The sequence below is a fragment of the Rhodococcus sp. NPDC003318 genome (genome assembly GCF_042879035.1).
Lineage (GTDB): Bacteria > Actinomycetota > Actinomycetes > Mycobacteriales > Mycobacteriaceae > Rhodococcus_G.
The window spans coordinates 154089-174548 of the sequence record NZ_JBIAOU010000005.1 but is presented as its reverse complement, the minus strand read 5'-3'; the positions used below and the strand labels follow the sequence as shown (position 1 = coordinate 174548).

At 68.0% G+C, this 20460-nt stretch carries 13 protein-coding genes; 9 read left to right on the top strand and 4 right to left on the bottom strand.

All coding sequences use genetic code 11. The features are described 5' to 3' along the window. The first annotated feature begins 283 nt into the window (after positions 1–283). Both rpoB and ACFYVR_RS11655 read left to right on the top strand, forming a co-directional pair. The gene (rpoB, locus tag ACFYVR_RS11660) at positions 284–3784 is read left to right on the top strand and encodes a DNA-directed RNA polymerase subunit beta (protein ID WP_387472929.1); all 3501 of its coding nucleotides are present in this window, start codon (positions 284–286) and stop codon (positions 3782–3784) included. 101 nt (positions 3785–3885) lie between these two features. Beyond that, positions 3886–7848 (top strand): DNA-directed RNA polymerase subunit beta', encoded by a 3963-nt coding sequence (locus ACFYVR_RS11655; protein ID WP_387472927.1) that lies wholly within the window; start codon positions 3886–3888, stop codon positions 7846–7848. 66 nt (positions 7849–7914) lie between these two features. Here the strand turns inward: ACFYVR_RS11655 and ACFYVR_RS11650 are convergent, their stop codons facing one another. Beyond that, a complete protein-coding gene (locus ACFYVR_RS11650; protein WP_387472925.1) occupies positions 7915–8130 on the bottom strand; it encodes a hypothetical protein in 216 nt (71 codons plus the stop codon). A 50-nt stretch (positions 8131–8180) separates the two neighbouring features. After that, positions 8181–12125 carry a beta-propeller fold lactonase family protein gene (locus ACFYVR_RS11645; RefSeq protein WP_387472923.1) on the bottom strand — a complete coding sequence of 1315 codons (3945 nt, stop codon included), beginning with the start codon at positions 12123–12125 and terminating at the stop codon, positions 8181–8183. Positions 12126–12283: 158 nt separating this feature from the next. On the opposite strand from ACFYVR_RS11645, the gene ACFYVR_RS11640 reads away from it, so the two are divergent. From ACFYVR_RS11640 to ACFYVR_RS11630, 3 genes are all read left to right on the top strand, one after another. After that, positions 12284–13429 (top strand): LuxR C-terminal-related transcriptional regulator, encoded by a 1146-nt coding sequence (locus ACFYVR_RS11640; RefSeq protein ID WP_387472921.1) that lies wholly within the window; start codon positions 12284–12286, stop codon positions 13427–13429. A gap of 59 nt (positions 13430–13488) precedes the next feature. Further along, a complete protein-coding gene (locus tag ACFYVR_RS11635; RefSeq protein ID WP_387472919.1) occupies positions 13489–13692 on the top strand; it encodes a hypothetical protein in 204 nt (67 codons plus the stop codon). Positions 13693–13804: 112 nt separating this feature from the next. Then, complete coding sequence (locus ACFYVR_RS11630) at positions 13805–15475, top strand: 4Fe-4S binding protein (protein WP_387472917.1); 1671 nt, start codon at positions 13805–13807, stop codon at positions 15473–15475. A gap of 33 nt (positions 15476–15508) precedes the next feature. Here ACFYVR_RS11630 and ACFYVR_RS11625 read toward each other — a convergent pair whose 3' ends face one another. Continuing rightward, positions 15509–16003 (bottom strand): SixA phosphatase family protein, encoded by a 495-nt coding sequence (locus tag ACFYVR_RS11625; RefSeq protein ID WP_387472915.1) that lies wholly within the window; start codon positions 16001–16003, stop codon positions 15509–15511. Positions 16004–16181: 178 nt separating this feature from the next. Between ACFYVR_RS11625 and ACFYVR_RS11620 the strand changes: the two genes are divergently transcribed. From ACFYVR_RS11620 to ACFYVR_RS11610, 3 genes are all read left to right on the top strand, one after another. Then, entirely contained in the window at positions 16182–16655 is a 474-nt protein-coding gene (locus tag ACFYVR_RS11620) for a MarR family winged helix-turn-helix transcriptional regulator (protein ID WP_387472913.1), read from the top strand. Beyond that, positions 16652–18184: a DHA2 family efflux MFS transporter permease subunit gene (locus tag ACFYVR_RS11615; RefSeq protein ID WP_387472911.1), complete on the top strand. Its 1533-nt coding sequence runs from the start codon at positions 16652–16654 to the stop codon at positions 18182–18184. The genes ACFYVR_RS11620 and ACFYVR_RS11615 overlap by 4 nt, the downstream gene beginning before the upstream one ends. Before the next feature lie 181 nt (positions 18185–18365). Beyond that, positions 18366–18734 (top strand): hypothetical protein, encoded by a 369-nt coding sequence (locus ACFYVR_RS11610; RefSeq protein ID WP_387472909.1) that lies wholly within the window; start codon positions 18366–18368, stop codon positions 18732–18734. A 24-nt stretch (positions 18735–18758) separates the two neighbouring features. Here ACFYVR_RS11610 and ACFYVR_RS11605 read toward each other — a convergent pair whose 3' ends face one another. Beyond that, positions 18759–18974 carry a hypothetical protein gene (locus ACFYVR_RS11605; protein ID WP_387472907.1) on the bottom strand — a complete coding sequence of 72 codons (216 nt, stop codon included), beginning with the start codon at positions 18972–18974 and terminating at the stop codon, positions 18759–18761. A 149-nt stretch (positions 18975–19123) separates the two neighbouring features. On the opposite strand from ACFYVR_RS11605, the gene ACFYVR_RS11600 reads away from it, so the two are divergent. Continuing rightward, positions 19124–20365, top strand: a complete 1242-nt coding sequence (locus ACFYVR_RS11600) for an acyl-CoA dehydrogenase family protein (protein ID WP_387472905.1) — start codon at positions 19124–19126, stop codon at positions 20363–20365. The last annotated feature ends 95 nt before the right edge of the window (positions 20366–20460 follow it).

The following is a 20460-nucleotide window of genomic DNA, read 5'->3' as shown; positions in this document are numbered from 1 at the left end:
CCTCCTCGTGACCGCCACAACGCTGTTGTCGGGTGCGTCGCGTTCTCGGGGCCCAGCCTCCGGGTGATGGTCTTACGACCTGCCCGGTTGTATTCTGCGCCGGTTTCCGGTACCTTTGGACGTTGCGCTGGCTGCCTCCTGTCCACCACCTCGACCTCGCTGCATCGAAGTTTTCGCTTCTTGCGTGGAGTTGACGGGTTCGTTCGGGTTGTGACCAGCGAATTCGCCCCACAGAAGAAGCAGATACAGCGGCGGTCGCACGCAAGCGAGCGGCCCGCGTGAGGTGCTGGAAGGACGCATCTTGGCAGTCTCTAGCCAGACCAAGGCCGGAATCCCCGGAGCCCCGAAGAGGGTTTCGTTCGCGAAAATTCGCGAACCCCTCGAAGTCCCGGGTCTACTTGATCTTCAGACCGATTCCTTCGAGTGGTTGATCGGTTCGCCGGCATCCCGCGAGCGGGCCAAGGCCCGCGGCGACGAGGGTGCGACCGGCGGCCTGGAGGACATTCTCACCGAGCTGTCCCCGATCGAGGACTTCTCGGGCTCGATGTCCCTGTCCTTCTCCGATCCGCGCTTCGACGAGGTCAAGGCCTCCGTCGAGGAGTGCAAGGACAAGGACATGACGTACGCGGCGCCGCTGTTCGTCACCGCCGAGTTCATCAACAACAACACCGGCGAGATCAAGAGTCAGACGGTCTTCATGGGTGACTTCCCGATGATGACCGACAAGGGCACCTTCATCATCAACGGCACCGAGCGCGTCGTCGTCTCGCAGCTCGTCCGCTCGCCGGGCGTGTACTTCGACGAGTCGATCGACAAGGCCACCGAGAAGACGCTGCACAGCGTCAAGGTGATCCCGGGCCGCGGTGCGTGGCTCGAGTTCGACGTCGACAAGCGCGACACCGTCGGCGTCCGCATCGACCGCAAGCGTCGCCAGCCGGTCACCGTGCTGCTCAAGGCCCTCGGCTGGACCACCGAGCAGATCGCCGAGCGCTTCGGCTTCTCCGAGATCATGATGTCCACGCTGGAGAAGGACAACACCGCGGGGACCGACGAGGCGCTGCTCGACATCTACCGCAAGTTGCGTCCGGGCGAGCCGCCGACCAAGGAGTCCGCGCAGACCCTGCTGGAGAACCTCTTCTTCAAGGAGAAGCGCTACGACCTCGCGCGGGTCGGTCGCTACAAGATCAACAAGAAGCTGGGCGTCAACACCGGGCAGCCGATCACCGCGTCGACCCTCACCGAGGAAGACATCGTCGCGACGATCGAGTACCTGGTGCGTCTGCACGCGGGCGACACCACGATGACCGTCCCCGGCGGCGTCGAGGTGCCGGTCGAGGTCGACGACATCGACCACTTCGGTAACCGTCGTCTGCGCACCGTGGGCGAGCTGATCCAGAACCAGATCCGGGTCGGCCTGTCCCGCATGGAGCGCGTCGTCCGCGAGCGGATGACCACCCAGGACGTCGAGGCGATCACGCCGCAGACCCTGATCAACATCCGTCCCGTCGTGGCCGCGATCAAGGAGTTCTTCGGAACCTCCCAGCTGTCGCAGTTCATGGACCAGAACAACCCGCTGTCGGGCCTGACCCACAAGCGTCGTCTGTCGGCGCTGGGCCCCGGCGGTCTGTCCCGTGAGCGCGCCGGCCTCGAGGTGCGAGACGTCCACTCGTCGCACTACGGCCGCATGTGCCCGATCGAGACCCCCGAGGGTCCGAACATCGGTCTGATCGGTTCGCTGTCGGTGTACGCGCGGGTCAACCCGTTCGGCTTCATCGAGACCCCGTACCGCAAGGTCGTCGACGGCCAGGTCACCGACGAGGTGCACTACCTGACCGCGGACGAGGAGGACCGCCACGTCGTGGCGCAGGCCAACTCGCCGATCGACTCCTCCGGCCAGTTCATCGAGGACCGCGTCCTGGTCCGCCGTAAGGGTGGCGAGGTCGAGTACGTCGCGTCGTCGGACGTCGACTACATGGACGTCTCGCCGCGGCAGATGGTCTCCGTCGCGACCGCGATGATCCCGTTCCTCGAGCACGACGACGCCAACCGCGCCCTGATGGGTGCGAACATGCAGCGTCAGGCCGTGCCGCTGGTCCGTTCCGAGTCGCCGCTGGTCGGCACCGGTATGGAGCTGCGTGCCGCGGTCGACGCCGGCGACGTCATCGTCACCGAGAAGACCGGTGTCATCGAGGAGGTCTCCGCGGACTACGTCACGGTCATGGCCGACGACGGCAGCCGCAAGACCTACCGCCTGAACAAGTTCGCGCGCTCGAACCAGGGCACCTGCTCCAACCAGCGTCCGATCGTGGACGAGGGTCAGCGGGTCGAGGCCGGTCAGGTCCTCGCCGACGGTCCCTGCACCGAGAACGGTGAGATGGCGCTCGGCAAGAACCTGCTCGTGGCGATCATGCCGTGGGAGGGCCACAACTACGAGGACGCGATCATCCTGTCGCAGCGCCTCGTGGAGGAGGACGTCCTCACCTCGATCCACATCGAGGAGCACGAGATCGACGCCCGCGACACCAAGCTCGGTGCCGAGGAGATCACCCGGGACATCCCGAACGTCTCCGACGAGGTCCTCGCCGACCTCGACGAGCGCGGCATCGTGCGCATCGGTGCCGAGGTCCGTGACGGCGACATCCTCGTCGGCAAGGTCACCCCGAAGGGCGAGACGGAGCTGACCCCGGAGGAGCGGCTGCTGCGCGCGATCTTCGGTGAGAAGGCCCGCGAGGTCCGCGACACCTCCCTGAAGGTGCCGCACGGTGAGACCGGCAAGGTCATCGGCGTCCGCGTGTTCTCGCGCGAGGACGACGACGATCTGCCCCCCGGTGTCAACGAGCTGGTCCGCGTGTACGTGGCGCAGAAGCGCAAGATCCAGGACGGCGACAAGCTCGCCGGCCGGCACGGCAACAAGGGCGTCATCGGCAAGATCCTCCCGCAGGAGGACATGCCGTTCCTGTCCGACGGCACGCCGGTCGACATCATCCTGAACACGCACGGTGTTCCGCGTCGTATGAACATCGGTCAGGTCCTCGAGACCCACCTCGGGTGGATCGGCAAGACCGGCTGGAACGTGCAGATCGCCGGCGACGGCAGCCGTCCGGACTGGGCGCAGAACCTGCCGGAGGAGATGCTCTCCGCCCCGGCCGACTCGAACATCGCGACCCCGGTGTTCGACGGTGCCAAGGAGGACGAGCTGACCGGTCTGCTCGGCTCGACGCTGCCGAACCGCGACGGCGAGCAGATGGTCGGCTCCGACGGCAAGGCCACACTGTTCGACGGCCGCTCCGGCGAGCCGTTCCCGTACCCGGTCTCGGTCGGCTACATGTACATCATCAAGCTGCACCACCTGGTCGACGACAAGATCCACGCGCGTTCGACCGGTCCGTACTCGATGATCACGCAGCAGCCGCTCGGTGGTAAGGCCCAGTTCGGTGGCCAGCGGTTCGGTGAGATGGAGTGCTGGGCGATGCAGGCCTACGGCGCGGCGTACACGCTGCAGGAGCTGCTCACCATCAAGTCGGACGACGTGGTCGGCCGCGTGAAGGTGTACGAGGCCATCGTCAAGGGCGAGAACATCCCCGAGCCCGGTATCCCCGAATCGTTCAAGGTTCTCCTCAAGGAGCTCCAGTCGCTGTGCCTGAACGTGGAGGTGCTGTCCAGCGACGGCGCCGCCATCGAGATGCGCGACGGCGACGACGAGGACCTGGAGCGGGCGGCCGCGAACCTGGGCATCAACCTGTCCCGGAACGAAGCCGCGACGGTCGACGACCTCGCAAACTAGGAGCCGACCCGGTGGGCGGCGGCAGTGTCACCGCCCACCGGGGCCCGGCAGCAATAGCGAACTAGCAGCACATTCAACCCGAACAGGGGAAAGGAAGTTACGTGCTCGACGTCAACTTCTTCGATGAACTCCGTATCGGCCTGGCCACCGCGGAGGACATCCGGCAGTGGTCCTTCGGCGAGGTCAAGAAGCCGGAGACCATCAACTACCGCACGCTCAAGCCCGAGAAGGACGGCCTCTTCTGCGAGAAGATCTTCGGCCCCACCCGGGACTGGGAGTGCTACTGCGGCAAGTACAAGCGCGTCCGCTTCAAGGGCATCATCTGTGAGCGCTGCGGCGTCGAGGTGACCCGCGCGAAGGTGCGTCGTGAGCGGATGGGCCACATCGAGCTCGCCGCTCCCGTCACCCACATCTGGTACTTCAAGGGTGTCCCGAGCCGGCTCGGCTACCTGCTGGACCTGGCGCCGAAGGATCTCGAGAAGATCATCTACTTCGCCGCGTACGTGATCGTCGGCGTCGACGACGAGCTGCGTCACAACGAGCTGTCCACGCTCGAGGCGGAGATGGAGGTCGAGAAGAAGACCGTCGCCGACCAGCGTGACGCCGACCTCGAGGCCCGCGCGCAGAAGCTCGAGGCCGACATCGCCGAGCTCGAGGCCGAGGGCGCCAAGTCCGACGTGCGTCGCAAGGTCAAGGACGGCGGCGAGCGGGAGATGCGTCAGCTCCGCGACCGCGCCCAGCGTGAGCTGGACCGTCTCGAGGAGATCTGGAACACCTTCACGAAGCTGGCTCCCAAGCAGCTGATCGTCGACGAGTCGCTGTACCGCGAACTGGTCGACCGCTACGGCGAGTACTTCACCGGCGCGATGGGCGCGGAGTCCATCAAGAAGCTGATGGAGAACTTCGACATCGACGCCGAGGCCGAGAGCCTCCGCGAGACCATCCGCAGCGGCAAGGGCCAGAAGAAGCTGCGTGCGCTCAAGCGGCTCAAGGTCGTCGCGGCGTTCCAGCAGTCCGGCAACTCGCCCATGGGCATGGTCCTCGACGCCGTCCCGGTGATCCCGCCGGAGCTGCGTCCGATGGTGCAGCTCGACGGTGGCCGCTTCGCGACCTCCGACCTCAACGACCTGTACCGCCGCGTCATCAACCGCAACAACCGCCTCAAGCGCCTGATCGACCTCGGTGCTCCCGAGATCATCGTCAACAACGAGAAGCGGATGCTGCAGGAGTCCGTGGACGCGCTGTTCGACAACGGCCGTCGCGGCCGGCCGGTGACGGGGCCGGGCAACCGCCCGCTCAAGTCGCTGTCCGATCTGCTCAAGGGCAAGCAGGGCCGGTTCCGTCAGAACCTGCTCGGCAAGCGCGTCGACTACTCGGGCCGTTCGGTCATCGTCGTCGGTCCGCAGCTCAAGCTGCACCAGTGCGGTCTGCCGAAGCTGATGGCGCTCGAGCTGTTCAAGCCGTTCGTGATGAAGCGTCTGGTGGACCTGAACCACGCGCAGAACATCAAGTCCGCCAAGCGGATGGTCGAGCGGCAGCGGGCCCAGGTGTGGGACGTCCTCGAAGAGGTCATCGCCGAGCACCCCGTGCTGCTCAACCGTGCTCCCACGCTGCACCGCCTCGGCATCCAGGCGTTCGAGCCGCAGCTCGTCGAGGGCAAGGCCATCCAGCTGCACCCGCTCGTGTGTGAGGCGTTCAACGCCGACTTCGACGGTGACCAGATGGCCGTGCACCTGCCGCTGTCGGCGGAGGCGCAGGCCGAGGCCCGCATCCTGATGCTGTCGTCGAACAACATCCTCTCGCCCGCGTCGGGTCGCCCGCTGGCCATGCCGCGTCTGGACATGGTCACCGGCCTGTTCCACCTGACGCGTCTGGACGAGGGCGCCGTCGGCGAGCTCACCGCGGCCACCGCGGACGCTCCCGAGCAGGGTGTGTACTCGTCGCCGGCCGAGGCGCAGATGGCCGTCGACCGCGGCGCGCTGTCGGTGCAGTCGAAGATCAAGGTGCGGCTGACCACGCAGCGTCCGTCCGCCGAGCGCGAAGCCGAGCTGTTCGGCGACGAGGGCTGGAACTACGGTGACGGCTGGGTCGCCGAGACCACCCTCGGTCGCGTGCTGTTCAACGAGCTGCTCCCGGCGGACTACCCGTTCGTCAACGAGCAGATGCCGAAGAAGCGTCAGGCGACGATCATCAACGATCTCGCCGAGCGCTACCCGATGATCGTGGTCGCGCAGACCGTCGACAAGCTCAAGGACGCCGGTTTCTACTGGGCCACCCGTTCGGGTGTCACCGTGTCGATCTCGGACGTTCTGGTGCCGCCGGAGAAGCCCCAGATCATGGAGGCGTTCGAGGCGCAGGCCGATCAGATCGAGAAGAAGTACCAGCGCGGCGCGCTCAACCACGCCGAGCGCAACAGTGCTCTCGTCAAGATCTGGTCCGAGGCGACCGACGAGGTCGGCAAGGCCATGGAGGCGCACTTCCCCGACAACAACCCGATCCCGATGATCGTGAAGTCCGGCGCGGCCGGCAACATGACGCAGGTTCGGTCGCTTGCCGGCATGAAGGGCCTGGTGACGAACCCGAAGGGTGAGTTCATCCCGCGTCCGATCAAGTCCTCCTTCAAGGAGGGCCTGACCGTTCTCGAGTACTTCATCAACACGCACGGTGCCCGTAAGGGTCTGGCCGACACCGCTCTCCGCACCGCCGACTCGGGTTACCTGACCCGCCGTCTGGTGGACGTCTCGCAGGACGTCATCGTCCGCGAGGTCGACTGTGGCACCGAGCGCGGCATCATCACCACCATCTCGGAGAAGCAGAACGACGGTTCGGTCATCCGCGACGCGCACGTCGAGACCTCGACGTACGCCCGCACCCTGGCCGCGGACGCGGTCGACGAGAACGGCAACGTGATCGTCGAGCGTGGCCACGACCTGGGCGACCCGGCGATCGACGCGCTGCTCGCCGCCGGCGTCACCGAGGTGAAGGTGCGCTCCGTGCTCACCTGCACCACCGGCACCGGCGTCTGCGCGACCTGCTACGGCCGCTCGATGGCGACCGGCAAGCTCGTCGACATCGGCGAGGCCGTCGGTATCGTCGCCGCCCAGTCGATCGGTGAGCCCGGTACGCAGCTGACGATGCGTACGTTCCACCAGGGTGGTGCGGCCGGCGCGGCCGACATCACCGGTGGTCTGCCGCGTGTCCAGGAGCTGTTCGAGGCCCGCGTCCCGAAGGGCAAGGCCCCGATCGCCGACGTCACCGGCCGCGTGCAGCTCGAGGACGGCGACCGCTTCTACAAGATCACCATCGTCCCGGACGACGGCGGCGAAGAGGTCGTGTACGACAAGCTGTCGAAGCGTCAGCGTCTGCGCGTGTTCAAGCACGACGACGGTTCCGAGCGCCTGCTGGCGGACGGTGACCACGTCGAGGTCGGTCAGCAGCTCATGGAGGGTGCTGCCGATCCGCACGAGGTGCTGCGTGTCATGGGCCCCCGTCAGGTGCAGATCCACCTCGTCAACGAGGTCCAGGAGGTGTACCGGAGCCAGGGTGTGTCGATCCACGACAAGCACATCGAGGTCATCGTGCGCCAGATGCTGCGTCGCGTCACGATCATCGACTCGGGTGCGACGGAGTTCCTGCCCGGTTCGCTGGTCGAGCGCGCCGAGTTCGAGGCGAGCAACCGCCGCGTCGTCGCCGAGGGCGGCGAGCCCGCGTCGGGTCGCCCGGTGCTGATGGGTATCACGAAGGCGTCGCTCGCGACCGATTCGTGGCTGTCGGCGGCGTCCTTCCAGGAGACCACTCGCGTGCTGACCGACGCGGCGATCAACTGCCGCTCGGACAAGCTGATCGGTCTCAAGGAGAACGTCATCATCGGTAAGCTCATCCCGGCCGGCACCGGCATCAACCGGTACCGGAACATCCAGGTGCAGCCGACCGAGGAGGCGCGCGCCGCGGCGTACGCCGTACCGTCCTACGACGACCAGTACTACAGCCCGGAAGGCTTCGGCCAGGGCACCGGTGCTGCGGTTCCGCTGGACGACTACGGATTCAGCACCGACTACCGGTAGGCGCTCCGCGTTCCACCCGAACGGCCCCGCACTCCTCGTGAGTGCGGGGCCGTTCGGCGTTGGGCGCTACGCGAAGCGCAGGTCGCGGGTCCGGTACGGACGTCGGGAGGGGCGGCGCCTGGCCTCTCTCGCCCTCGCCCGGGTGGCACGGGCCGCGGCCCGGTCCCGGTCGCGGGCGGTCGTCTGCACCGCCGCCGCGTAGAAGTCCATCGTCCGGTCACCGACGAGACCGAGGATCATGACGACGGCCAGTACGGCACCTGTGACGACGAGGACGGTCATTCGGATCATCTCCCTTCGGCTTTCGCAGTGCGACGGGGCGGGCACGGCGCTCAGACCGACGTCGCCGCCGACTGGCCCACGGGAATGCCGGTGACCGCGTACACGGCGCCGTCGTGGTAGTCGGTGACGTACAGCGTGTCGCCCGAGAGCAGCACCGACCGCGGGGGTATCCCGTTCGATCCGTCCGTGTCGGTCTCGAAAGTGCCGACAACGGTGAGGGAGGTGGTGTCGAGCACCGTGACGGTTCGGCCGTCGCCCCCGCTGACGTACGCCAGGCTCCCGTCGGCGCTCAGCGTCAGGCCCTGCGCGTCGCCGGTCAGTTGGGCGGTCGCAATCTCTTCGCCGTACGTGGCGCTCGCCGGATCGATGTCGATCACCGCGACAGCGCCGTATCCACCGGTGATGCGCCAGGTTCCGCCGGTGCTGTCGGTGACGTACTGGCCACCACCGCCGCCGGCGCCGCGTTCCACCGTACTGACGTGGTAGGTGACGTACAGCCGCGTCCTCTCCGCGTCGACTGTTGCATTGCGGGTGATGTCGGCGTATGCGCCACTCATTGCCGTGTGGTCCCAATGGGGTCCGAGCGCGGTGGTAGCGATCGTGGTCATGGTTTCGGTGTCGATCACGCTGATTGTCGCTGGGTCCGCGGTCGTCGTGGGCCCGCTCGTGCCGTACAGATATCGACCGTCTGTGCTGATGTCGAGATCGGTGAAATACCCGAGTGATTGCGACGAAACGAGACTGTTCGTCGCGGTGTCGAACACTGATAGGTTGCCGTCGTCTCCACTGGTGTACAGGCGACCCCCATCGGGGCTGACGACCATCTCCTGCGCCGGGACCATCTCCGCATACTCGCCGAAGGGAACGGAGATCGCGCCGACCACGGCATTCGTCGCGGTGTCGATCACCAACAGGGCGCTGCTCCACTGGCTGTAGACGTATACCCGGTCGCCGTCCGGGGCGGCCGCGATCGACGTCGACCACCAGTCGACCGCGATCGGCTCCCCGAGGAACTCGCCTGTGTGCCCGTCGATCACTCGCACGAAGCCTTCCACGCCGACTACATAGACATTGCCGCCGACGAGAGTCGCGTCGATCGGACCTGCCAGGGTGATGGCCGTGGATTCGAGGTCGAAGTCTCCCGGTGGCTGGGACGCCAGGATCGGAACGGTGACAACGAGATTCGTCGGGTTCAGGCCGTCGCTGGCGGTGAGGGTGAACTGGGCGGCATCCTGGTCGGACGTCAGGGCCAGGTCGCGGGCCGCGGCGGTCGGGGTGTAGGTGAGCGTCCCGATGCCGTCGGAGACGACGGTCCCGGACCCCGGCGCCGTGACGGTGAAGGTCACCGGGTCGCCGTCCGGGTCGCTGGTTCGCAGGGTGACGACGACGGCGCCGTCCGACGCACGTGGATCGTCGACCGTCCATGTTGCGGTGGGGGCGGAGTTCACGTGGGTCAGGGCGGCCGTCCGCACTCGGGCGTCGGCCGCGTCGGTGATCAGCAGTCGCGAGCCATCTGCGCTGATGGCGATGCTGTGCGCGCCGGCTTCGGCGGGCGAGTCGATTCCGATGTCGGACACCACGGTTCGGGTCGCGGTGTCGATCACCTGCAACCTGTCCGAGTCGGTGGCCACGTACACGGTGCTGCCGTCCGGGGCTACCCGCACGGCCGTGGGGCGTGTGCCGACCGCGACGGTGCCGATGACGCTGTTCGTAGCGGTGTCGATCGCGGAGACGGTGTTGCTGCCGCGGTTGGTCACGTACACGCGGGTGCCGTCGGGGCTGACGGCGACCGCTCCCGGGGTGTTGCCGATTCCGGTGCGGATGGTGGCGACGACTTTGTTGGTGCTGGTGTCGATGACCGAGACGCTGGCGGGGGAGAGCAGGCTGCCCGCGTTGGTGACATAGGCGCGGTTGGTCTTGGGGTTGACGGCGACGGCGTTGGGTGTGGCGCCGGTGCTGATGGTGGCGACGACCTTGTTGGTGCTGGTGTCGATGACCGAGACGGTGTTGCTGCCGCTGTTGGTGACGTAGGCGCGGGTACCTGCCGGGTTGACGGCCACCGCGGTCGGTGAGGTGCCGATGCCGGAGCTGATGGTGGCGACGACCTTGTTGGTGGAGGTGTCGATCACCGACACCGTGCGGCTGCCGCTGTTCGTGACGTACACCCGGGTGCCCGCCGGGTTCGCCGCGACCCCTGTCGGTGAGGTCCCGACGGGCACCGTCGCGACGACGGTGTTGTCGGCGCCGAGCACGGACACGCTCTTCGATCCCTGGTTCGCCACGTACGCCGTGGTGCCGACGAGCGCGGCACCTGCGGGGCTCGTACCGACGGCGGTGGACTGTGTGACCTGCATGCGTGCCGCCGACACCGGGACCTGCACGGTCACCGGTGTGCCGGTCTGCCCCGAGGTCACGGTGATGGTGAACGAGTCGTAGTCGGCGACCGGGTCGAGTGCCGCCGTCTGCCGTGCGGCCTGGGTGGGGGTGTAGGTGAAACCGCCGGTCGCCTGATCGACGGTGACCGAGCCGCGGTCGGGTGTATCGGTGACGGTGTAGGCGAGCCCGCTCCCGGACGCGTTGACCGCGCCGAGCACCGTTCCGGTGTTGCGGTCGGGCACTCCGACGACCGGCTCGGTCGTGGCGGTGGATGCGGCGAGCGTGCTGACGGACATGGGTGCGGCGAATGTGTCGCCGGAGAGTGCGGCGAACGCCGTGTTCGGCTCGCTGCTCGTCACCCTGGCACCGGCCATGGTCCCGGTCGTGTCGACGAGGGTGGCCTTCTCCTGCCGACGGCACCACGCGGCGGCCAGCGCCCAGAATGCCGGGGACTCGATCGGCTGGAACGGGTCGGTGGACACCAGCGGACGCAGTCCGATGGCGCCGAGCACGTTGGACACCACGCTGGAGACCTTCTCCACCGCTCCGGACGCGCTCGGAAGCGACGAGGTGAGTGCCTGCATGCGGGCTTCGGTGCCCTCGCGCGCCTGCGGTGTCGGAGCACTCGCGCTCGTCCACGTCGACGGGTCGACGAGCGTCGTGCCGAGAGCAGCGCCGCGAAGGTCCGTGAATGCGGTCGCGCCGGGCGATCCCGGAAGTGTTGCGGTTACCGGCGATGCGGGAGGCACCCCCGGTGTGTTCGGGGTGATTCCCTGGGTGGCGGCGTCCGCCGTGGCACCGACCGCGGCGGGTGCCGTGCCGGTCCCGTCCGGCGCCCGGGCCGGTGTGCGGCCTTGGTCGGCGTTCGACGTCGACGCGTCGGTGGCACTGCGCCCCGCCGTGTCCGCGGACCGGACGATCGGCGAGGTGGCGGCGTCGGCGTCGGCGTCGGACGCAGCGCCGCCGGTCGAATCGGAGGTGGGGGAACCCGCGGAGTCGGCGGTCGTGGAGTCCCGTTCCACCGACCCGGTGCCGTAGGTGGTCGTACCCGGATCCTGCGTGCCGCCGACCGACGACTCGTCGGATGTCGTCGAGTTGCCGGTTGCCGCTCCGTCGCTCCCGGAGCCACCGGGCGTGGAGCCGCCCGTGACCGGTCCGGTGTCGGTGCCCGACGAATCCGTGCCCGACGATGGCGTGTCCGACGATTGCGTGTCGGACGAGGGAGCGTCCTCGGTGGACGAGTCCGATCCGTTGGTGCCCGCGCCGCTCGTGCCGGAGCCACTGCCGCCCGACCCGCCGCCCCTTGTGTCGCTGGTCCTGTCGCTGCTGGTCCTGTCGCTCTTGGTCGTGTCGCTCTTGGTCGTGTCGCTCTTGGTCGTGTCGCCGCTGTTCGAGTTGCCGCGGTCGCGACGGGGCGTGCGGTCGGACGGCCCCCTGTCCGAATCCCCGCTGTCCGAATCCCCGCTGTCCGACGTGCCGCCGGTCGAGCTGACGCTCGACGAGGTGTCTCTGTCCGCGGTGTCGGCCGTCGCCACCCCTGCCGGTGCGGTCACCGCAAGTCCGATGCCCAGCGCGACCGCCAGTTCGCCGATGTATCCGAGGTGCTTGTCGTTGCTCACGATCGGTCCCGTCCGTCGTCGGCGCCGGGAGGTCCCGCTCCCTGTTCCGCGGGGCACCGCGTCGTCGTCTCGACAACCAGCGTGCTCGGGTGCGCGGTTGCGGGACCATCCCACGATTCTGGGATCGCGAGCGGCCGCGACGGGGGTACCCTTGCATGGTGACGGGAGGTGCGTCGTCGCATGTCAGCGACGCCATCGAACGGCTGCGTCATCGCGATCTGACGTGGGTGGACTTCAGTGCGGCCGCCGCGGACACCCTCTCCGACGCCATCTCCTTCGACGCGTACTGCACCCACACCATCGACCCCGGCACGATTCTGTTCACCGGCAGTGTCACGTGCGGCGTGCAGTGTTCGGGGACGTGGCTCGCCCACCACGAGTACGAAATCGACGACGTCAACAAGTGGGCGGACCTCGCGCGCAGCGGGAAGACCGTCGGCTCGACGAGCATCGACACCGGCGGCGACCTGTCCCGGTCGGAGCGGTATCGCTCGCACGAGGGGTACGGATTCGGCGACGAGCTGCGCGTGTCCCTGGTCGTCGGCGGAATCTACTGGGGTGCAGCGGCGTTCCTGCGCCATGCCGGCCGGCCACCGTTCACCGAGGACGACGTCCGGGTCCTGGGATCGCTGGCGCCGTCGCTGGCGGCGGGGCTGCGCCGGACGGTGCTCGGAGAACCGGTGTCGTTCGCCCCGACCGGGTTGGAGTGGGGACCGGGCGTGGTGGTCTTCGACGAGGACGACCGTCCGGAGTCGATCTCGCCGGCGGCCGAGCACTGGATCGGCGAGTTCGTCGAGGAACCGCCTCCCGCGCGGCCGGTCGAATCGAAGGTGGTGCAGGCGATCGCCGCCCGTGCGCGCGCGATTCCGCTCGGCACCGATCCGCTCGAGCTCGCGGCCCGCGTCCGAATCCGGACTCGTGGTGGTCAGTGGCTGCTCGTCTACGGCACCCGCTTGGTCGGCAATCGTGGGTCGCTGCGCACCGCGGTGATCATCCATCCGGCAACCCCGCAGGACGTGGCTCCGGTGGTCGCGCTGTCGTACGGGCTCACCGAGCGGGAGAACGAGGTGGCGATGCACTGCGCCCAGGGCCGCGACACCCGCGGGATCGCCCGCGTCCTCGACATGTCTCCGTTCACCGTCCAGGACCACCTCAAATCCATCTTCGCGAAGACGGGTGTCCACAGCCGAGGCGAGCTGGTCGGCCGGATCTTTCTCGACCACTACGCCACGCGGTGGGAGACGCCGGCGCGTCAGCCGCCCGGCCTCCACGTGCTCGAGACGGGGCGAGCCGAGCTCGGGTGACGCGTCTATCGTGGGGGACAAACCGGACATCGGTTCGGGTCGGACACGCGGAGGCGGACATGGCAGGCAGGAACGTGGACCGGGTCAAGGCGCAGGCCGCGCTGGAAACGGTGCGGGAGAGTCCGGGTATCGCGGCGATCGTCGCGGCTCCCGTGGTGATCGGATTCGGCGTGTTGTGGTGGGCGATCGGCTTCTGGCCGTCCCTGCTGCTCGTGCTCCTCGTGGGTGCGGTCGTGCTGGGGGTGCGCAAGTTCCGTCAGTGACCTGACCGGCCGCGAGGGCCTCGGTGTCGCCCCCATCACATCCTCTGTGACGCAGCTCGCATTACGCGAGTATTGTCATCGAGAACATGTTCTAGTTTGGAGGGGGTCGACAGTGGCGTTCGTGATCACTCAGCCTTGTTGCAACGATGCCAGTTGCACCGAGGTGTGCCCGGTGGACTGCATTCATCCGACGCCGGACGAGCGGGCGTTCGGGACCACCGAGATGCTCTACATCGATCCGGAGACCTGCATCGACTGCGGGTTGTGTGTGGACGCCTGCCCGGTGGACGCCATCTTCCGCGACGACGACCTCTCCGACACGATGGCCCGGTACGCGTCGATCAATGCCGACTGGTTCGCCGAGGGCGACGTCGAGGGTGTCGCCCCGGGCCGGCCGCTCAAGTTCCCGAAGACCGACCAGGATCCGTTCCGCGTCGCGATCGTCGGGTCCGGACCCTCCGGTTTCTACGCCGCGCGGGAACTGCTGGCATTCAAACGATCCGGTGTCGAGGTCGACATGTTCGACCGGCTCCCGACGCCGTGGGGGCTGGTGCGCACCGGCGTCGCACCCGACCACCCGGAGACGAAGGCGGTCACCGAACTCTTCGCCGAGGTCTCCCGCCGGCCCGGCTTCCGTCTCCACCTCAACGTCGAGGTCGGCAAGCACATCACCCACGCCGAACTCCTCGAACATCACCACGCCGTGATCTACGCGGTCGGCGCGCCGAGCGATCGCCACCTCGGTATCCCGGGGGAGGAATTGCCGGGCAGCTTCGCCGCCACCGAGTTCGTGGCCTGGTACAACGGCCACCCCGATCACGCCGGACGCTCCTTCGACCTGTCGGGTCGTCGCGCCGTCGTCGTCGGTAACGGCAACGTCGCCCTGGACGTGGCCCGGCTGCTCGTCGTCGACCCGGACATGCTGGCGAAGACCGACATGGCCGACCACGCGGTCGACGCGTTGCGCGCCGGCGGGATCGAGGAGGTCGTCCTCCTCGGCCGCCGCGGCCCCGCACAGGCCGCGTTCACCAACCCGGAACTGCTCGCGCTCGGATACCTGCCGGGTGTCGACATCGTCGTCGACCCCGCCGATCTCGAACTCGACGAGGTCAGTGCCGCGGAGGTCGCGGCCGATCCCGTGAAGAAGCTCGAGCTCGAGATCCTGCGCGAGTTCGCGGCCCGCCCCGTGGCCGGGCACCCGAAGCGAATCGTGTTGCGGTTCCTGGTGTCACCGGTCGAGGTGCAGGGAACCGAGCACGTCACCGGGCTGCTCGTCGCCCACAACGAGCTCGTCGCGGACGAGTCGGGAGTGCTACGGGCGCGCAGCACCGGCCGCACCGACCTGCTCGAGACCGGCCTGGTGCTGCGTTCGGTCGGCTACCGCGGGCTGCCCGTTCCCGACCTGCCGTTCGACGAGACGCGGGGCACCCTGTCGAACATCGGGGGCCGGATCACCGAGCTCGGCTCGGACACCCCGGTGCCCGGCAGCTACACCGCCGGCTGGATCAAGCGGGGTCCCACGGGTGTGATCGGCACCAACCGCCAGTGCGCCCACGACACCATCGCGCTGATCCTCGAGGACCTCGCCGCCGACCGGCTCAGCGCGCCGAAGGGCGACCGGGACGCGCTGGTCTCGCTGCTCGCGGAGCGTGCTCCCGACGAGGTCGACTGGGCCGGGTGGAAGGCGATCGACGCGCGTGAGCGGGAGCTCGGCAAGGCGGCGGGCCGGCCCCGCGTCAAGCTGCTCGACATCGGTGAGATGGTCGCAATCGCCAAGGGCTGAGCCGGGATCCGGGCTTCGGGCCGGTGAGTGCGGTCAGCGCGGAATGTGGAATGCGGTCAGTGTCGTGCGCGCCGCGTGGATCCCGGCCCAGTTGTCGTCGAACGTCAGGGTGGCGAGCGCCGACGTGGGGAACTTGTCGGAGATCCGGGCGGCGAACCGCGACTGCGGATCGAGTGCCGTCGCGGCGCCGGGGATGCCGGGGTCGTGGCCGATCACGAGCAACGTCCGGGCGTCGGGCTTCGTTCCGGCGATCTCGTGCAGTACCTGCGCGGGGGTCGCCCCGTAGAGCAGATCGCTGAACTCGGTCGGGGCGTCGATGCCGGTGGCGTCGAGGGTCAGCCGGGTGCGCGTCGACGTCGAGCACAGCACCGCGTCGACGGGAGGCTGCGTGCGGCGGATCCAGTCGCCGGCGAGCGCGGCCTCACGCAGGCCGCGTCGGGCGAGGGGCCGGTCGTGATCCGCGACGTTGTCGGGGTACGCGGACTTGCCGTGCCGCATCAGGATCAGGATCCGGGGGGCCGCTGCCATGGTCGGAGCGTAGCCGCCACGGGAAACGACAGGGTGTACGGCAGGCAATATTCGGTTGCCCGTCGCCGGGATCGCGTGGTCCGATCGAGAGGTGGTCGCAGCGGACGAGCGGGCGGGGTGGGGACGCTCGCAAACAATCGCATTTGAGCAATAGTTGCGTCATCGTTAGTATCGCGCGGTGACCACGACCCCAGACCAGCTGTTCCGGGTGTTGACCGACTTCATCACCCGGCTCCTGTGCATCGGGGAGGGAGAGGCGATAGACCGCCTGGTCGGACTGGATCTGTCCTTCTCCCAGGTGCGCACGCTGTTCACCCTCGCGCAGTGCGACGAGCCGGTCGCGATCCACGAGATCGCGTCGCGTCTGCATCTCTCCGTCGCGGCGGCGGGACGCAATGTCGAGCAACTGCTCCAGCAGGGGTTGCTCGATCGGCGTGAGGATCCGGGCGACCGTCGCGTGCGGCGGATCTCCTTGTCGGGGGCGGGGCATACCCTCGTCGCCGGACACATCGAAGCCCAGCGGGAGGAGGTTCGGTCGTTCACCGAACGGCTCCCGCAATCCGACCGCAACCAGCTCTTCGATTCGCTGCAGACCGTGCTCGCCGGAGATGCCCTGCGAGCCCAACGACATCACTCTCAGGAGACCCCATGACGACGCCGACACCGCCGGGAACCCCCGCGGACTCGGACAAGATCGACAGCGCAGTACTCAAGATCGCGGGCGTGGTGGTGCTCGGCGCCATCATGTCGATCCTCGACGTCACCGTCGTGTCCGTCGCGCTGCCGACGTTCATGCAGGAGTTCGACGCCACCTACGCGACCGTCGCATGGACGATGACCGCGTACACCCTCGCGTTGGCGGCCGTCATCCCGGCCACCGGCTGGGCTGCGGACCGCTTCGGGACCAAGCGCCTCTACATGGCGGCACTCGTGCTGTTCGTGGCCGGCTCCGTGCTGTGCTCGATGGCGTGGAGCATCGAGTCCCTCATCGCGTTCCGCGTCTTCCAGGGCCTCGGTGGCGGCATGCTGATGCCGCTCGGAATGACGATCATGACCAAGGCCGCCGGTCCGCACCGGGTCGGTCGCGTGATGGCCGTGCTCGGTATCCCCATGCTGCTCGGTCCGATCGGTGGCCCGATTCTCGGCGGCTGGCTGATCGAGGCGGCCTCCTGGCACTGGATCTTCCTGATCAACCTGCCGATCGGCATCGTCGCACTGATCGCCGCGTACCTGGCGCTGCCCGCCGACAAGCCTCAGCCGTCCGAGTCGTTCGACTTCGTCGGCATGCTGTTGCTCTCGCCCGGTCTGGCGCTGTTCCTGTTCGGTGTCTCCTCGATCTCCGAGGGCGGCGGCGGTCTCACGACGCGGGTCGTGGTGTCGTGCACGATCGGCCTTGTGCTCGTGCTCGCGTTCGTGTTCCACGCACTGCGTCGTGCCGATCACCCGTTGATCGATCTGCACCTGTTCAAGAACCGCAACCTGACCGTCGCGGTGATCACGTCCAGTCTGTTCGTGATCGCGTTCATGGGCGCCGGACTGCTCTTCCCCAGCTACTTCCTGCAGGTGCGCGGCGAGACGACGCTGGCCGCCGGACTGCTGCTCGCACCGCAGGGTCTGGGTGCGATGGTCACGATGCCGATCGCGGGCAACCTCGTCGACCGGATCGGTCCCGGCAAGATCGTCATCGGCGGTGTCGTGCTGATGTCCGCAGGCATGCTGGTGTTCACCCAGCTCGGTGCGGACACCCCGTACCCGCTGCTGCTCGGTGCGCTGTTCGTCATGGGTCTCGGCATGGGCTTCTCGATGATGCCGATCATGACGGCGGCGATGCAGACGCTCACCGACCAGACGATCGCGCGCGGGTCGACGCTCATGAACATCGTCCAGCAGGTCGCGGGCTCCGTCGGCACCGCGACGATGTCGGTGGTGCTGACCAACCAGATGAAGGATCGTCCCGAGGCGGCGGTCGTCGCCGCCGCCCAGCACGACCCGTCGATCGCCGCGCAGGTGCCGCCGAATGTGATGGAGCAGGGACTGTCCGCGGCCGCGGATGCGTTCGGCAACACCTTCATGGTCGCGCTGGTGCTGCTGCTGCTCACGCTCATCCCGGCGTTCTTCCTGCCGCGGACCAGGCCGGTTCTCTCCGAGGCGGGGGAGTCCGCCCCGGTGATGCTGCACTGACGAACGCTCGCCACCCCGCGGTCCGGCCGCGGATCCACACGGTCGCCGCAATGCTCCCGACGGGAGGGTTGCGGCGACCGTCGCGTATGTCGGGTGTGGCGGCGCGAGCATGTCGGTGGTCGGCGCTAACGTCGAATGCGACGGATCCGATGTGGGAAGTGGAGACGGAAGAAGGCGCATCATGGCGACCGACACCACGCCGACAGGCATCGACCACGACCGCACCCCCGCCGGCGGCACCGACTGGCGGTTCTACGCCGTTGTCGGCACCTCCGTTCAGGGGGGTCACACGCTCGCTCGGTTCGGTCCGGAGCGAACCGCGCTCGCCGCACTGCGGGTGGCGGTGCAGGCCGTCAACCACACCGCCTACTCGATGCTCGAGCAGGGTGTGCCGGGCGACCCCTGCGCCGATCCGCCGTTGCTGGAACGGCTTCCGATCACCGAATTCAACATCGAGCGCCGGCACCCCGGCAGCGCGGCACCGGACTCGACGTGGCGCCTGAGCGGTGGTCGGCACCAGCACGGGGCGCGGCGCGTGCGCGTCGCCTGACCGACCACGACCCGATCGGCGGGGTCAGGAGCGCCGTCGGCCGTAGGTGAAGTACGCGATCGGCCCGATGAAGTTCACGAACGAGGCGGCGGCCCAGACCTTCTTGGGTCCGCGCAGTTGTGCGGCGTCCCGGTGGCGGAGGTCGCGCAGTGCGGCGGCGGTCAGCGTGATCTGGACGAGCGCCGCGATCACGATCGGCAGGCGGAGTCGGGGGTCGAGTGGTCTGCGATGTGAGCTCATGTCACGAGTATCGGCGACGGCTGTGCCGCCCCGCGTGAGGTCCGCGCCGTGTCCGACGAATTCGGCTGCGATCCCTGTCGTGTGCACCGGAACATGTTCTATATTTGCGGCGAATTCATTGGTTGTGGAAGTCACCTGGAGTCCCTGACATGTTCGAGTGGTCCGACACCGACCTGATGTTCCGCGACGCGCTCCGCGGCTTCATCGACAAGGAGATCGCCCCGCACGTCGACAAGCTCGAAAGTGGTGAGCTGCCGCCGTACGACATCATCCGGAAGCTGTACACCACCTTCGGGATCGCCGACCTGGCACGCGAAGGGCTCGAGAAGGAGCTCGCGCGGGACGAGGCGCGCGAGCGGGGCGAGACCGTCCCCGAGTCGTCCCGGAAGTCGGGTGCACTGGCGGGTGCGGGTGGCATGGGCGCGATCCTCAACAGCGAGATCGCGGGCGTGAGCCTGGGTCTCGTCGCGTCGCTGGGCGTGAGCCTCGGGCTCGCCGCGGGCACGATCCGCAGCCGGGGCACTCTCGCCCAGAAGAAGCGCTGGCTGCCCGGGCTGGTCACGATGGAGACGGTCGGAGCCTGGGCGATCACCGAGCCCGACTCCGGCTCGGACGCGTTCGGCGGCATGAAGTCGTACGTGCGCCGCGACGGGGAGGACTACATCCTCAACGGGCAGAAGACGTTCATCACGAACGGCCCGTACGCGGACGTCGTCATCGTCTACGCAAAGCTCGACGAGGGCGATTCGTCGGTCGACCGCCGCGACCGCACGGTGCTCGGGTTCGTACTCGACCGGGGCATGGAGGGCTTCACCCAGGGCGCGCCGTTCAAGAAGATGGGCATGAACTCCTCGCCGACCGGGGAACTGTTCTTCGACAACGTGCGGATCACCAAGGACCGGCTGCTCGGCGAGACCGAGAACCCGGCCAAGGGTGACGGCAGGGAGAGCGCCAAGGAATCGTTCGCCGCCGAGCGCATCGGCATCGCCTACCTGGCGCTCGGCATCATCAACGAGTGCCTGCGCCTGTGCGTCGACTACGCGAAGAACCGGAAGCTGTGGGGCAAGGAGATCGCGCAGTTCCAGCTCATCCAGCTCAAGCTGGCGGAGATGGAGGTGGCGCGGATCAACGTGCAGAACATGGTGTTCAGCTCGCTGGAGCGGGCCGCCGCCGGCAAGCCGGTGTCGCTGGCGGAGGCGTCGGCGATGAAGCTGTACTCGTCGCGGGCGGCGACCGAGGTCGCGATGGAGGCCGTTCAGTTGTTCGGCGGCAACGGGTACATGCGGGAGTACAAGGTCGAGCAGCTCGCCCGCGACGCGAAGTCGCTGATGATCTACGCCGGTAGCAACGAGATCCAGGTGACCCACATCGCCAGGGGCCTGCTCGCCTGACCCACCTCCCCTCGGCTGAAGGCGCCTTCGGCTCCTTCAGCGGGACGAAGGTGGCCTTCGGCTCTTTCAACGGGACGAAGGTGGCCTTCGGCTCT